Origin of the sequence: Rhodobacter sp. JA431 (genome assembly GCF_900217725.1) — a bacterium.
GTDB classification, from domain to species: Bacteria; Pseudomonadota; Alphaproteobacteria; order Rhodobacterales; family Rhodobacteraceae; genus Rhodobacter; species Rhodobacter aestuarii.
Map to the genome: position 1 here is coordinate 261,731 of NZ_OBMP01000005.1, position 12,075 is coordinate 273,805.

Below are 12,075 nucleotides of genomic sequence, written 5' to 3' on the forward strand. Positions count from 1 at the left end.
TTGCGAAAGGTGCATTGAAAATGCGCATCCCGCTTGGCCCAGGCCGCGTGCGCCCCTATGATCCGCCCGACTTGAGGAGGACCCGCTGGATGATCGTCGAAACTGGGCACTTTGCTCTGATCCTCGCGCTGTTTGTGGCGCTGGTGCAAACCACCGTGCCCTTAATTGGCGCGCAAAAGGGCTGGAGTGGCTGGATGGCGGTCGCCGCGCCCGCGGCGCTTGCGCAGTTTTTGCTGATTGCCACGGCCTTTGCGGCGCTGACCTATGCCTTTGTGACCTCGGATTTCTCGCTGCAATTGGTCTATGCCAATTCGCATACCGATAAGCCGATGCTCTACAAAGTCTCGGGCGTTTGGGGCAACCACGAAGGCTCGATGCTTTTGTGGGTGATGATCTTGGCGATCTTTGGCGCGGCGGCGGCGGCTTTTGGCGGGGCTTTGCCCGAACGGCTGCGCGCGCGCGTGCTGTCTGTTCAAGGCTCGATCGGGCTCGCCTTTTTGGCCTTTATCATCTTCACCTCAAACCCGTTCACCCGGATCATTGATGTGCCCTTTAACGGGCGCGACATGAACCCGCTGCTGCAAGACCCCGGCCTCGCCTTCCATCCGCCGTTCCTTTACCTCGGCTATGTGGGGCTCAGCATGGCGTTTTCCTTCGCTGTGGCCGCGCTGATTGAGGGGCGGGTGGATGCCGCATGGGCGCGCTGGGTGCGGCCATGGACGCTGGCGGCGTGGATTTTTCTGACCATCGGCATCGCGCTTGGCTCTTGGTGGGCCTATTATGAGCTTGGCTGGGGCGGTTTCTGGTTTTGGGACCCGGTCGAGAACGCGTCCTTCATGCCGTGGCTTTTAGCGGCAGCGCTGCTCCATTCTGCCATTGTCGTTGAAAAGCGCGAGGCGCTGAAAAGCTGGACCGTCTTGCTTGCCATCATGGCCTTTGGCTTCAGCCTGATTGGCACGTTCTTGGTGCGCTCGGGCGTCATTTCCTCGGTGCATAGCTTCGCCAATGATCCGGAGCGGGGGGTGTTCATCCTTTTCATCCTCGCGTTCTTCACTGGCGGTGCGCTGACGCTTTATGCCGCCCGCGCGGGCGAGATGCAGGCCAAGGGCATCTTTTCGATGGTCAGCCGCGAATCTGCGCTGGTGATGAACAACATCCTGCTCGCCGTTTCGGCGCTGGTTGTCTTTACCGGCACCGTTTGGCCGCTGGTGGCGGAACTGTTCTGGGACCGCAAGCTTTCGGTCGGGGCGCCGTTCTTTGAAAAGGCTTTCACCCCGTTCATGGTCGCTTTGGCGCTGCTTTTGCCGATTGGCGCGATGATGCCGTGGAAACGGGCGAACCTTTCTAAGCTCATCCGCCCGCTGCTGCCTGCTGCGATCTTGTCGCTTGCGGTAATGGCACTGGTTTGGACGATGGCAACGGGCCGCCCGGTGCTGGCGCTCGCCTCGGCGGGTTTGGGATCGTGGCTTGTGTTTGGTGCGCTGGCCGAGATTTGGCAGCGCGCGGGCCGCACGCCCGCCCGCATCGCGCGCCTGCCGCGCGCCGATTGGGGCAAGGCGCTCGCACACGGCGGCTTGGGTATTGTGATCGCCGGGATCGGGCTTTTGATGGCCGGTCAGGTTGAAGATATTCGCGTCGCGAAAGCGGGCGATCATTTCACCGTTGCAGGCTATGAAATCACCCTTGTGGGCGTCGAAACCGTGCCGGGGCCGAACTTCAGCGCGCAACGCGCAACGATGGAAGTGCGGGTCGGAGACAAGCTTGTCACCACGCTGCACCCGGAAAAACGCATCTACCCCGTGCAAGCCATGCCCACGACCGAGGCCGATATCGACAATGGCTTCTGGCGTGATATTTATCTGGTGATTGGCGATCCGCAAGACGGCGGTGGCTGGGCGGTGCGCACCTATATCAAGCCCTTCGCAAACTGGATTTGGGCGGGCTGTCTGATCATGTCCTTCGGTGGGCTGCTTAGCCTCACCGATCGGCGCTATCGTGTGGCGGCGGGGGCGCGTAAAACAGCCCCTATCAACGCTGTTCCTGCGGAGTAAGCCATGCTCAAACGCCTTCTTCTGCTGTGTCTGCTCGCCGCGCCTGCCTATGCGGTGCAGCCCGATGAGGTTTTGCCCGATGCCGCGCTTGAGGCGCGCGCACGGCAAATTTCCCAAGTGCTGCGCTGTCCGGTTTGCCAAGGCGAAAATATCGACGAATCGAACGCTTCGGTCTCGCGCGATCTGCGGCTGGCGGTGCGCGACCGGCTGGTGGCGGGTGATAGCGACAGCCAAGTGATCGACTATATCAAGGACCGGTTTGGGGAATATGTGCTCTTTGAACCCGAACGCACCGGGGCGAACCTGATCCTTTACTGGATGGGGCCGGGGGTGTTGATCATCGCCTTGGGCGGCGTGTTCTTCTGGCTGCGGTCACGCCGCAAGGAAGAAATGCCTGCCGCGGTGGCGCTGAGTGCCGAGGAAGAGGCGCGGCTGAAAGAGCTGTTGCAGGACTAAGAAAGACCTGAGGGCGGCGCCCGACCGCCGGGTGGGCGTCTGCCATAGGTCTTTCGCGCTTTATGGTGCAAGGTCTGCGGACGCCCGTGTTGAGCACTGCCATTGCAAAGCGCCCGCCCGAGGGGGCGGTCGGGCGCTGCCCGGGCCGCTCGCGCGGCTGCTCCGGGCATAGGCTTTTTTCTAAAGCCCGCCCTCATGCTGCGCCTTCACCGTGACGCGGGGTTTTGCTTTGCCGCGTCCCTCAGCCGGGGCAAACTGGCCGCAAAGGGAGGCGCCGCCAATGCAGTTTGAAACGATCCGCTATGACCTAACCGAGGCGCTTGCGGTGATTACGCTTGACCGCCCCGAGGTGATGAATGCGCTCAACACCCAAATGCGCACCGAAATCACCCAAGCGCTGACACAAGCGGCGGGCGAGGCCCGCGCGGTGGTGCTGACGGGCACAGGCCGCGCCTTTTGTTCGGGCCAAGATCTGGGCGATGGGGCAGCCCTAACCGGCCCGAATCTTGAGCGAATTTTGCGCGAAGAATATGAGCCGATGCTCGCCGCTGTGACCGAATGCCCGGTTCCGGTTATGGCCGCGGTGAATGGCGCGGCAGCGGGCGCGGGGGCGAACCTTGCACTATGCGCGGATGTGGTGATTGCCACCCATTCCGCCGCCTTCATGCAAGCCTTCACCCGGATTGGCCTGATGCCCGATGCAGGCGGCACTTGGGCGTTGCCGCGCCAAGTGGGGCTCGCCCGCGCGATGGGCTTGGCGCTTTTTGCCGAAAAGATCAGCGCCGAAGAGGCCGCGCGGATGGGGATGATCTGGGAAGCCGTGCCCGATGTGGATTTTGAACACCATTGGCGCGCCCGTGCGATGCATCTGGCGCAAGGCCCGACCGAAGCGTTCAAAGCCGTGAAACAGGCTCTGCGCGCAAGCTTTGACCATGATCTGCCCGCGCAATTGGCTTTGGAGGCAAAACTCCAAGGCGCCTTGGGCGAGACGGAGGATTTCCGCGAAGGGGTTCAAGCCTTCTTGGACAAACGCGCCCCCGCCTTCCGGGGCAAGTAAGCCCGATAGACTTGCCCCCGCGCGCCTTGCGCGCTAGGCAAGGCGCACGCGGGCGTGGCGGAATGGTAGACGCATGGGACTTAAACTCCCTGGGAGGTAACTCCATGCCGGTTCGAGTCCGGCCGCCCGCACCAAATACTTTCGTAAGCATTTGATTTTACGTCTTTACTGTAAAATTAACTTTTTCAGCCCCACAATTAGCCCCACAGTCAGTTAGCGGTAGGTTCGCACTCACCGCTCAGCCAGCGGTCCATCTCATCGGAGCGCACGCGACTCCCGCGCTGTTTATAGATTGTGATTTCGCCACGCGCCGCTGCCCGGTAAACCGTGGCGCGGGAAACCCCGAACCACAGCCCCACATCAGAGACGCGCACCCACAGCGGGCGAAGCGGCTGGCGGTCATGCTTGGTCATGGGTGGCCTCCCCTCAGATCAAGTTGAACGCCAGCGCCACGCCAACGCAGATGATCGCGCTTGAGGCGTAGAGGATCGGCAGGATCGTGGCAGCGATGGCGACGCCGAGGCCGTTGGTTTCCTCTTCCTCGGCGGCTTCGGCGAAGTGGAAGATGAAGGCTAGACCAAGCACGCCGAGCGTTATGAGGGCAATGCCAATGGCGGCGTCCAGCATCACACCATCCCCAACGCGGATTTATAAATGTCCATGATCGCCTCTTCTTCGGCGACGTCGTTCTTGTCGCGTTTGCGCAAGGCGATGATCTTCTTCATCACCTTGGTGTCGTAGCCGCGCGCCTTGGCCTCGGCCATCACGTCTTTCTGCTGCTCGGTAATGTCTTTCTTCTCGGCTTCGAGGTGTTCGTATTGTTCGATGAACTGGCGCAGCTCCTCGGCGGCGACGTTGTAGACGCGATCGCGCACATCTTTGTCAGCCTGGGTTTCCTTCATCGGCAATTGGTCAAGCATGGGCATTTTCCTTACGAAGACCGCTTTGGTCGCTTGTTTTGCTCACGGGCGATGGCGCGATTTGCACCAGCTCCTCGTTGCGGGTTTCGGCAAAGGTGTGCGTGGTGAAGGTCAGCCCGTGGGCGTTTTGCCAGTCGTCACAGGCTTGGCGCAGGCGGGCGAGCAGATCGGCCTGTTGCGCTTCGGTCGCATCGAAGAACGGGCCTTCATCGTCTTCGTGGAGGTGGAAGAGATTGGGCGGGGCTTCCTCGACCAGTTCGAGCATTTGCTCGGTGGCAATGAAGTCTGCGATCCGCAGATCGTGCGTGCGCGCTTCGACAATGTAGATCGCTGCGACCGGGGTGCCGCCGCTGGGGTCTTCAAAGCTGTCATGCCCCACCGCTGCGGCCAGCGCCTCCTCACGGCTGGCGCAAGGGCCGATTGGATAGGCTTCCGCATCCGTGCCGGCATACCAGTGCCAGCGGGTCTCTTGGCCGGCCCCTGCCCCGCCGCCTATCGAGCGCACTGACCCCGCCCGCGGGCCTTCGAGCGGCGTGATCTTCACAGCGAGGCCGTTGTGGATCGCGCGCACGAGGTGGCCGAGGAACCAGCCGCGCGCGATGGGATCGTGCCAGTCGATTTCGCGGACACCGTCATCGCGGCGCAGCACTTCGCCGAGTTCCGGGTCAATGGTTTCTATGCGCTGTGGGAAGGTCATGCGAGCCTCTGGTGTGTTGGGAGTGCTGCGGCGCGTGGGTGGGGAGGTCGCGCGCCGCAGCGTTGGCCCCGCGCAGGGATGAGAGAATGCGCGCGCGGGGAATGGCGGGTTTCCTGAAAAAGTGCCCGGATGCGGTGTCGCTTGCGCATCCGGGCCAGTGAACGTGCCCGGGTTTCAGCGGCACTCAGGAAGCAGGGGCGCAGCGGCATTGGCCGGGGCGCAGAATTTCGGATCGAGCATCGTGCGCAGCTCTAGCGCGGTGCGCAGGGCGGCGTTGGCCAGCACCAGCGTGACGATGCTCAGCGCGATGAAGGCCGGGGCCGATAGCGAGCGTTGATGCGGCGCGGTGAGCCCACCCCGTAAATACAGGAAGCGGGGCTCACCACGCCGCACGTGAGTGGCGGCAGTCCTTCGGCGCGCGCAGGATAGGATCGCTCGAGTGTTGTCCTGGACCCACATAGGCTATTCCTCCGTGGCCGTAGTGGCCTGCGAGAGGGACGCTACAGTGGACAAAAGTCCGCGTCAATAAAAATGTGGACAAATGTCCACATGGCGGCGTGGATGCCTAGGCAATTGCGACACGGCGCCGCAAAGCTGCGGTTAATCCCCATTTGAGGCTGGCGAAAATCGCCATGGCGACTTTCGCCAATTTTAACGAAATCGGGCGATCAGTTACCTCGGGGGCACGGGGTAGCCATGATTGAACTGACAAACAGACAGCAGCTCGCAATTCTCAATAGATTACTGGCGGAGCACGGCTCTTTGCTGGTGGCGCATACCGTCCTGGCCTACCGGGATGGCGGCGCGGATTCGGTAAGTGCAGTGGCGAGGGTAGCCGGGTGCTCACGGTCCACGGCGCGGCTTTGCCTGCAAAAGGCGGGGCTGCGGGTGGCGAAATCCGCCAGTTAAATCAGCGACATAGAAAAACGTCGACGGCGGCACGCTTGACCTGAACTGAGTGGTGCGCCTACCTAAACCTGTTCTTTCGGGTAGGTTTGGGGGGCCGCTATGTACAATTTGACCGAGGCCAATCATGGCGATGAGTGGCTGAGTTTATGTGCGGAGATGCGCGAAATTATTCGCCTTCCGCACGGGAGTGAACGGCGATCCCGCGTATTGCGGCTAGCAGCAAGTCCCGCTCGTCTCGGTCAAATTGCCGCCATAGAGTCGCGGCTTCGGATCGAGCGTGAGCGGTTGCGTCTTCAAGAAGTTCGTCGAGCGTGAGGCCGAGGGCATTTGCCAGCCTCACCGCGTCATCGACGTTTGTTGAGACAGCCTCGCCCTTCGACCCACGCTGCATCATTTTATTAACCTGATTTACGGATACACCTGCGCGACGGCACACCTCGGCCACCGACATTCCTGCCGCGTCCAAGGCTTCCTTAAAGGCATGGTAGAACCGCTTGCTCATGCGGTCAGTATAGGATTTTTGACCACCTGACTGCCACGGGACAAAAGTCCCTTGCGCTCGACTGGACAAAAGTCCACTATCTGACCTATGACCAGAACAGACCTCATCACAGCGATTGATAATCTGTCCGCCAAGACGGGCCTTGCCCCGGCGACCATCACCGGTCGGGCGGTCAATAACAGCAGGCTTTACGCCCGGCTGATCAGCGGCGGCGACTGCACCACCGACATTGCTGGGAAGGTGATGGATTACATCGCCAAGCAGTCCTCCAACCGGGAGGCTGCCGAATGAAGCGCTGAGCGTGTGCGCATGTGGTGCGTGCTGTTCCATGGCGGGCAACATGCCGAATGGCACAGCGGCGGCAAAGCGAATTGGGGGCACAGGGTAAATCGACATGTCCCGCAGCATGACACTATCAAGGGGAAATTGAGATGAAGAACGGCGCAGTGATTTCGCAAGATGATGCGGGGCATCGGCCTGCGACGATTGCGAAGGATGACGCGGCGCGGCGCTTTGAGGATGCGCTGCGGCTTCGTGTCGGTCGCGGCAAGCGCTACTCTTTCGACGCCCTCTCTGATGCTACCCGTATCCCGACGCGCACACTGGAAAGCTATGTGCAGGGCGTCACGCCGCCGCTGCATGCGTTCCTGTCGATCTGCTCGGTGCTAGGGCCGTCTTTCACCAGCGATATTCTGGCGGCATGCAACCAAGCGGCGCACGAGGTCAACCCGGGTGATCCGGAGCATTTGCGCGTTGCGGCCTCGCTTGGCGAGCTGGTGACGCAGATCTCGATGGCAGTGGCAGATGGCTATGTGGATCATCGCGAGGCCGCGCAGATGCGCCCCATCGCTGCGCGGCTGATCGAGCTGTTGGAGCCGCTCGCGCTTGATCGCGGGGCGCTTGAGTGCGGGGGTGGCAGCAAATGACGGGCGCTGCCTCGGTCAAGCCGCTCTTTCAGGCGATGAAACCAAAGCGGGATGCGCGGCAGGCGGCGCTTGCTGATTTTGCGCAGATGCCGAGGCCGAAAGACGTTCGCGACCCGCTGGACTTTGACCCAACGCCAAAGGATGCGACCCGCCCGTTTGTTGCGGCGGAGCTTTCCCATATCCGGGCGCATGGCCGCCGCGTTTGGGAAACGGCTGTTGGTGCCGGGCATATTGCCGAGGTGCTTGCAGAGTTCGGGTTTGAGGTTGTCGGCAATGATGTGGTTGACCGGGGCTGGCCGGGCGTTGAGTTGCGCAGCTTCTTTGATGTGGAAGAGGCGCGCGCGCCCATTCAGATCACCAATCCGCCGTACAATCAGATTAACGCTTCCAATGGGCATGGCCGGTGGTTGCGGCACGCGATGCAGTGCGGCGCCAGCTATGTTGCGCTTCTGCTGAACGCGGATTGGCCAGCGGCGCGAATAAATGGGTTTGATAGCCTTCTGTACGATCATCCGCCCTCAATCGAATATCTGTGCTGCTGGAAGATCGACTTTCGTGGCGGTGGCGCGCCGCCGCAGCGCAACAGTTGGTTTGTGTGGGACATCAACCGCCTGCCAATGGGGCCGAACTGCTGGGTGCGGCAGCGGCTTTACAAGGATTTCCAAGATCCTGCGCAGGGCGTCTTGGGGCTGGACCATATCGGCAGTGGTGTGTGATGGCGGGTTTTGTTCCGATGCTGATCGATGGGCCAAGCGGTCAAGCGCGCATGGGGTTGCGAATTGAGACGGAGCGCATGGTCGCTTTTCTCGATTTGATCCGCGCCGCACTCGATGGGTTTGGCGATGGCGAGATCGAGGCGATTGACCGGCTTTGCGATTATGCGGGGTTGATCCGGTTGGTGCAGGTGGAACCCGAGGCGGGCAAATTGGTGCTTTTGGCGGTGCCGAGCCTGCGGCTTTTGCATTTCCTTGATCGGTTCGACTGCGCGCCTTGGGCGGCGATGGCGCAAGCCTATGCCGGGATTTCGATTCCACCCGAGTTGAGCGACGTGGACAGTTTGCTGGCGAGGGCATTTTGATGGGGCGGCGGCGAGAAATCATTGGGCCGATCACGGTGCGCGGCGAGGTCTTTGCCGATGCGGATGCCGTTGCGGCGCGGTTCAACGTCACGCGCGCATCGGTGATGAAGGCGCGGCGCGATGGCAAATTGGACAGCTTGGGGCGGAACAAGGCGCGCGAGGATCTGGTGATCCGGGGGCGCGCTTTCCCGAGCACGCGGGCGGCGGCTGAGGCGTTTGGGGTCTCGGCTGAATATGTGGCGCAGGCGGCGCGGGCTGGAACGCTGGACCGGATTGGCGTTGGTCGCGGGGCTTCGGCGATGCCGATTTCTATACGCGGCAAGCGGTTCAAGAATGCGCACGCGGCGGCGCGGGCCTTCGGGGTCACGCCGGGAGCGATTTATCAGGCTTTGCACGCAGGGCGGCTTGATCGGCTCGGCATGCCCCGCCAAGGCGGCGCCGGGGCCAAGCCTTTCGAGATTTTTGGCATGCGGTGGCCCAGCATGGCGGCGGCGAGCTGCGCGCTGGGGTTTGGGCCCGCCTACATCAGCAATGCCTATGGCAAGAAATCGGCGGCGATGATTGCGCGCATCCGTGAGGCGGCAATGGCCGAGGGAATGCGGCGCAGCGCGCAGGCGGTGCAGGCGCGGTTGCGCGCGGCAGAACGGGACATGGGAGGTGCGCATGCACGAGCGGCGTGAGGCGGCAGAAGCCGGTGGCAAGCGGCTGGTGGCGGTCGATCTGGCGAGCCTGCCGGAATATGAATTTGGCGAGTTGCGGCTTGAGGGGCATTTCTTCGTGCCCTGGCACTTTGGGCGCTGGCTCAACTCGGTGATGCACCTACGCGCCAGCTATGAGGTGCAGGGCGTGGCCCGCACGCTGTTTGATATTGCGCAGGTGCAGTTCCCCACCGGCACGCTGCCCGATGATGATGTGCAGCTTTCGCGGCTTTTGCGGATTGATCTTGTGCATTGGCAGGCGTTGCGGGCGCAGGATTTTGGGCCGCTGCGGGGCTGGTTTCGGGTGCGCTGCGGGTCCGAGGTGCGGTTGGCGCATCCGGTCGTGTGCGAGGTGATTTCGCAGGTGTTGGAGCGGCGCGAAGAGCGCGAGCGGGCTTCCGATGCGAAGGCGGTGGCAATGCGGCTCAAGCGGCTGCGCGATGGGTTGCGCGCGCTTGGGGCAAGCGAAGATTTGGTGCGCGATCAGGTTTTGATCGAGCGGATGGACCGTTGGCTTTTGGACAATGTGTCCGGTCAGCGCCGGGTCGATGCTTATGAGCGGGTGATGATGTTGGCCGTGCGCGAGCGCTGGATCGAGGGGCCGCGGCTCGTCTGATGGTTCTGTTACCGTAACAGTTCGTAACTGTTCCGGAACGTTACGCCACGTGGGTAACAGTTACCCCCAATAAGAAAAGAAAGAAAAGAATAACAAAAGAAACAACACGTCCGGCAACAGAAGAGACCGGGCCAACTGTGGACAAGTCGCAAGGGTGCAGAGAAGAGGGAAGGCTGATGGGGCAGGAACAGGGACGCAGCGAGGCGCGTGTGCGCGCCGTGCTGTTGGAGCCGATGGCCGGGCTCAAGCGGCGGCGCGGTGTAACGGCAGAAGCGCAGGATCGCGAGGCGGCGAAGATTGCGCGCAAATTGGCGTATATGAGCGAAGAAAACCTGCGCGGCTTGTGTGAACTGGCTTTGAAGCAAGCGCGCGGGGTGTGGCCGGAAACGGCTTTGCTGTTGAGCTGGGGCTTTGGGCTGCAGGTGCCGCCGCCGAATGAGAGCGATTATGTCGGTTCGCTGATGCGCTCGGCGATGGGGCGTGCGGCGCGCGATGGCGGCTATTTGGTCGAGTTGATGCGGATGGCGAAGCGGCTCGGCCCGCCGCCTGGTCGCTACATGCTGTCGAAGTTGCGTGATGAGGCGGCTGACAATGCGCGGCGGCGCGAGGGGCTGCGCCGGATGCTGGATGGCGGCACGTCGCTGCGGCGCGAGGATACCGAATGGCTTGAGCGCTATCACGCCGATCTGGCGATGGCCGAGGCGATGGTGGCAGATGGCGATGCCGGCACGGGCGAAGCGGGGTGTGCGGCATGAGCATGGTGGTGCGGCGCGGCGCGCGGATGCTGCCTGCGAAGGTGGTGCTTTACGTCGCGGTGATGAAGCTTGCCGGGGCGGCGGATCGCGACATGGTGGCGGCGCTTTCGGAGAAGGACTGCGCGTTGGTACAGTCTTGGGTCATGGTGCTTGACTGGGCCTTGGCGCAGCGGCTGGTGGCGCGGCGTGATCTCTTCCAGCGCGATGAGGCTGGTGCGGTTGATGTGGTGCTTGGCCTTGGTCGGATGCAATCGCTTTCCCAAGCCTATGTGATGGCGCGGGCGGCTGCGCCCGCCAGCTGCGGGCCTGAGATTGTGGCGGCGCCTGCGCGCGGGGCCTCGATGCGCTTTCAGCCCGAGGCGATGGTGCCGAAGGGTGAGGCGGATTGGCAGGCCGAGGCGGTAGGCTTTCGCGGGCGTGATGCGGTGCGCCGGGCCGATCTCTTCGACAAGATGGAGCGCGCGGCCTTGCGCGCAGGGCGTGAGGTTCCGTTCTCGCCTGGTCAAGTGTCGGCGGGCCGCGCTTATGCAGCGTTGGTGGAATTTGTCTCTGCGGGTGGTGTGAAGCTGTCGAGCCTTGAGGGGCGTGTCGGTGGCGGCGCTGGTGGTGGCGAGGCAGTATGGATCGAGCGGTATTCGCAAGCCTCGGCGAAGCTGCGCCGGTTGCGTGCGGCGATTGGGGATGAGGCGGCGCTTTCAGTGCGGCGGGTGCGTCCGTCAAAGCGGGTTGAGGCTGGCAGCGATGGGCTTGCGCGCGGGATCTCGGACCGGGTGTTGGTTGATGGCGTGTGCGTCATGGGCATGAGCTTGGGCGAGGTGCTGGTGGCAAACGGCTGGGCCAAGAGCGGGCAGAACATTGAGGCGGTGCGGGTGGCGCTGGCGGCGGCGCTTGAGCGCATGCGGATTTGGGCTTGACCGTTAAATCGCGAATGGGTATCTCTTTAACCATAATCACGCACTATGCCCGAAGGCTGAATAAGCCTTGCGGGCATTTTGCATTTGCGGTGTCAGCATGGCGGTAAGAAAGCTTTGCTCTGCACCGGGATGCGAAGAGATGGCGCTGCCCGGTGGGTCGCGCTGTGCTGAGCATCTGGCGCGCGATAAGCAGCGCAAGGCGAACCATGCGCGCAGTGCCGATGCGGCGCTGTGGCATGGGATTTACAGTGATCCGCGATGGAAGAAGGCGGCGGCGGCGTTCTTAAAGGCGCACCCGCTCTGCGCGGATTGCGGTGAACTTGGTGTGGTCGAGGCCGCGACAGAGGTCGACCACATCGAGCGGCACATGGGTGATCCGCGAAAGTTCTGGGACAAGAGCAATTGGCAACCGCTGTGCAAGCGGTGCCACTCGCGCAAGACGGCGCGAGAGGTCTGGCACAGCAAGGGGTGACCGGGGGGTGTCTGAAAACCAGCC

General features: G+C 62.5%; 19 protein-coding genes and 1 tRNA gene. 14 read left to right on the plus strand and 6 right to left on the minus strand.

The window, feature by feature from the left end; translation table 11 throughout:
- Positions 1-89 precede the first annotated feature (89 nt).
- The 4 genes from CRO18_RS12425 (at position 90) to CRO18_RS12440 (ending at position 3,698) form a co-directional block, all read left to right on the plus strand.
- Complete coding sequence (locus tag CRO18_RS12425; RefSeq protein WP_097082350.1) at positions 90-2,051, plus strand: heme lyase CcmF/NrfE family subunit; 1,962 nt, start codon at positions 90-92, stop codon at positions 2,049-2,051.
- 3 nt (positions 2,052-2,054) lie between these two features.
- Positions 2,055-2,507: a cytochrome c-type biogenesis protein gene (locus CRO18_RS12430; RefSeq protein ID WP_076483849.1), complete on the plus strand. Its 453-nt coding sequence runs from the start codon at positions 2,055-2,057 to the stop codon at positions 2,505-2,507.
- Between the two features lie 280 nt (positions 2,508-2,787).
- Entirely contained in the window at positions 2,788-3,564 is a 777-nt protein-coding gene (locus CRO18_RS12435) for an enoyl-CoA hydratase-related protein (protein ID WP_097082351.1), read from the plus strand.
- Between the two features lie 48 nt (positions 3,565-3,612).
- Positions 3,613-3,698, plus strand: a tRNA-Leu gene (locus CRO18_RS12440).
- Between the two features lie 75 nt (positions 3,699-3,773).
- Here the strand turns inward: CRO18_RS12440 and CRO18_RS12445 are convergent.
- The 5 genes from CRO18_RS12445 to CRO18_RS12465 form a co-directional block, all read right to left on the minus strand.
- The gene (locus CRO18_RS12445) at positions 3,774-3,977 is read right to left on the minus strand and encodes a helix-turn-helix domain-containing protein (RefSeq protein WP_097082352.1); all 204 of its coding nucleotides are present in this window, start codon (positions 3,975-3,977) and stop codon (positions 3,774-3,776) included.
- Positions 3,978-3,990: 13 nt separating this feature from the next.
- The gene (locus CRO18_RS12450) at positions 3,991-4,191 is read right to left on the minus strand and encodes a hypothetical protein (protein ID WP_097082353.1); all 201 of its coding nucleotides are present in this window, start codon (positions 4,189-4,191) and stop codon (positions 3,991-3,993) included.
- Positions 4,191-4,466, minus strand: a complete 276-nt coding sequence (locus CRO18_RS12455; protein ID WP_249276062.1) for a DUF2312 domain-containing protein — start codon at positions 4,464-4,466, stop codon at positions 4,191-4,193. The genes CRO18_RS12450 and CRO18_RS12455 overlap by 1 nt, the downstream gene beginning before the upstream one ends.
- Positions 4,467-4,476: 10 nt before the next feature.
- Positions 4,477-5,181 carry a hypothetical protein gene (locus CRO18_RS12460; RefSeq protein ID WP_097082355.1) on the minus strand — a complete coding sequence of 235 codons (705 nt, stop codon included), beginning with the start codon at positions 5,179-5,181 and terminating at the stop codon, positions 4,477-4,479.
- Positions 5,182-5,355: 174 nt separating this feature from the next.
- Positions 5,356-5,574, minus strand: coding sequence for a hypothetical protein (locus CRO18_RS12465; RefSeq protein ID WP_097082356.1), 219 nt, complete (start codon positions 5,572-5,574; stop codon positions 5,356-5,358).
- Between the two features lie 303 nt (positions 5,575-5,877).
- On the opposite strand from CRO18_RS12465, the gene CRO18_RS18635 reads away from it, so the two are divergent.
- Complete coding sequence (locus tag CRO18_RS18635; protein ID WP_143128640.1) at positions 5,878-6,090, plus strand: hypothetical protein; 213 nt, start codon at positions 5,878-5,880, stop codon at positions 6,088-6,090.
- 166 nt (positions 6,091-6,256) lie between these two features.
- On the opposite strand, the gene CRO18_RS18850 is transcribed toward CRO18_RS18635, so the two are convergent.
- The gene (locus CRO18_RS18850) at positions 6,257-6,592 is read right to left on the minus strand and encodes a helix-turn-helix transcriptional regulator (protein ID WP_170952657.1); all 336 of its coding nucleotides are present in this window, start codon (positions 6,590-6,592) and stop codon (positions 6,257-6,259) included.
- Positions 6,593-6,679: 87 nt separating this feature from the next.
- Between CRO18_RS18850 and CRO18_RS18855 the strand changes: the two genes are divergently transcribed.
- The 9 genes from CRO18_RS18855 to CRO18_RS12510 all read left to right on the plus strand — a co-directional run bounded on the left by CRO18_RS18855 (position 6,680) and on the right by CRO18_RS12510 (position 12,051).
- Positions 6,680-6,883: a hypothetical protein gene (locus CRO18_RS18855; protein WP_170952658.1), complete on the plus strand. Its 204-nt coding sequence runs from the start codon at positions 6,680-6,682 to the stop codon at positions 6,881-6,883.
- A gap of 140 nt (positions 6,884-7,023) precedes the next feature.
- On the plus strand, positions 7,024-7,518 hold the full coding sequence (locus CRO18_RS12475) for a hypothetical protein (protein WP_097082358.1): 495 nt from the start codon (positions 7,024-7,026) through the stop codon (positions 7,516-7,518).
- On the plus strand, positions 7,515-8,234 hold the full coding sequence (locus tag CRO18_RS12480) for a hypothetical protein (protein ID WP_097082359.1): 720 nt from the start codon (positions 7,515-7,517) through the stop codon (positions 8,232-8,234). The genes CRO18_RS12475 and CRO18_RS12480 overlap by 4 nt, the downstream gene beginning before the upstream one ends.
- On the plus strand, positions 8,234-8,596 hold the full coding sequence (locus tag CRO18_RS12485) for a hypothetical protein (protein ID WP_143128641.1): 363 nt from the start codon (positions 8,234-8,236) through the stop codon (positions 8,594-8,596). The genes CRO18_RS12480 and CRO18_RS12485 overlap by 1 nt, the downstream gene beginning before the upstream one ends.
- Positions 8,596-9,276 (plus strand): hypothetical protein, encoded by a 681-nt coding sequence (locus tag CRO18_RS12490; protein WP_097082361.1) that lies wholly within the window; start codon positions 8,596-8,598, stop codon positions 9,274-9,276. Before CRO18_RS12485 ends, CRO18_RS12490 begins: the two co-directional genes overlap by 1 nt.
- Entirely contained in the window at positions 9,260-9,910 is a 651-nt protein-coding gene (locus tag CRO18_RS12495) for a hypothetical protein (RefSeq protein ID WP_097082362.1), read from the plus strand. The genes CRO18_RS12490 and CRO18_RS12495 overlap by 17 nt, the downstream gene beginning before the upstream one ends.
- Positions 9,911-10,086: 176 nt before the next feature.
- Positions 10,087-10,665 carry a hypothetical protein gene (locus CRO18_RS12500; RefSeq protein ID WP_097082363.1) on the plus strand — a complete coding sequence of 193 codons (579 nt, stop codon included), beginning with the start codon at positions 10,087-10,089 and terminating at the stop codon, positions 10,663-10,665.
- Positions 10,662-11,579: a hypothetical protein gene (locus CRO18_RS12505; protein ID WP_143128642.1), complete on the plus strand. Its 918-nt coding sequence runs from the start codon at positions 10,662-10,664 to the stop codon at positions 11,577-11,579. The genes CRO18_RS12500 and CRO18_RS12505 overlap by 4 nt, the downstream gene beginning before the upstream one ends.
- Positions 11,580-11,718: 139 nt before the next feature.
- On the plus strand, positions 11,719-12,051 hold the full coding sequence (locus tag CRO18_RS12510; RefSeq protein ID WP_249276063.1) for an HNH endonuclease signature motif containing protein: 333 nt from the start codon (positions 11,719-11,721) through the stop codon (positions 12,049-12,051).
- Positions 12,052-12,075 lie beyond the last annotated feature (24 nt).

What these genes read in the sequence shown, in the direction of transcription:
- CRO18_RS12430 (WP_076483849.1), top strand. Translation starts at nt 2,055, where the DNA reads ATGCTCAAACGCCTTCTTCTGCTGTGTCTGCTCGCCGCGCCTGCCTAT.
- CRO18_RS12495 (WP_097082362.1), top strand. Translation starts at nt 9,260, where the DNA reads ATGCACGAGCGGCGTGAGGCGGCAGAAGCCGGTGGCAAGCGGCTGGTG.
- CRO18_RS18850 (WP_170952657.1), bottom strand. Translation starts at nt 6,592, where the DNA reads ATGAGCAAGCGGTTCTACCATGCCTTTAAGGAAGCCTTGGACGCGGCA.
- CRO18_RS12475 (WP_097082358.1), top strand. Translation starts at nt 7,024, where the DNA reads ATGAAGAACGGCGCAGTGATTTCGCAAGATGATGCGGGGCATCGGCCT.
- CRO18_RS12425 (WP_097082350.1), top strand. Translation starts at nt 90, where the DNA reads ATGATCGTCGAAACTGGGCACTTTGCTCTGATCCTCGCGCTGTTTGTG.
- CRO18_RS12485 (WP_143128641.1), top strand. Translation starts at nt 8,234, where the DNA reads ATGGCGGGTTTTGTTCCGATGCTGATCGATGGGCCAAGCGGTCAAGCG.
- CRO18_RS12450 (WP_097082353.1), bottom strand. Translation starts at nt 4,191, where the DNA reads ATGCTGGACGCCGCCATTGGCATTGCCCTCATAACGCTCGGCGTGCTT.
- CRO18_RS18635 (WP_143128640.1), top strand. Translation starts at nt 5,878, where the DNA reads ATGATTGAACTGACAAACAGACAGCAGCTCGCAATTCTCAATAGATTA.
- CRO18_RS12445 (WP_097082352.1), bottom strand. Translation starts at nt 3,977, where the DNA reads ATGACCAAGCATGACCGCCAGCCGCTTCGCCCGCTGTGGGTGCGCGTC.
- CRO18_RS12490 (WP_097082361.1), top strand. Translation starts at nt 8,596, where the DNA reads ATGGGGCGGCGGCGAGAAATCATTGGGCCGATCACGGTGCGCGGCGAG.
- CRO18_RS12455 (WP_249276062.1), bottom strand. Translation starts at nt 4,466, where the DNA reads ATGAAGGAAACCCAGGCTGACAAAGATGTGCGCGATCGCGTCTACAAC.
- CRO18_RS12460 (WP_097082355.1), bottom strand. Translation starts at nt 5,181, where the DNA reads ATGACCTTCCCACAGCGCATAGAAACCATTGACCCGGAACTCGGCGAA.
- CRO18_RS18855 (WP_170952658.1), top strand. Translation starts at nt 6,680, where the DNA reads ATGACCAGAACAGACCTCATCACAGCGATTGATAATCTGTCCGCCAAG.
- CRO18_RS12505 (WP_143128642.1), top strand. Translation starts at nt 10,662, where the DNA reads ATGAGCATGGTGGTGCGGCGCGGCGCGCGGATGCTGCCTGCGAAGGTG.
- CRO18_RS12510 (WP_249276063.1), top strand. Translation starts at nt 11,719, where the DNA reads ATGGCGCTGCCCGGTGGGTCGCGCTGTGCTGAGCATCTGGCGCGCGAT.
- CRO18_RS12500 (WP_097082363.1), top strand. Translation starts at nt 10,087, where the DNA reads ATGGGGCAGGAACAGGGACGCAGCGAGGCGCGTGTGCGCGCCGTGCTG.
- CRO18_RS12480 (WP_097082359.1), top strand. Translation starts at nt 7,515, where the DNA reads ATGACGGGCGCTGCCTCGGTCAAGCCGCTCTTTCAGGCGATGAAACCA.
- CRO18_RS12435 (WP_097082351.1), top strand. Translation starts at nt 2,788, where the DNA reads ATGCAGTTTGAAACGATCCGCTATGACCTAACCGAGGCGCTTGCGGTG.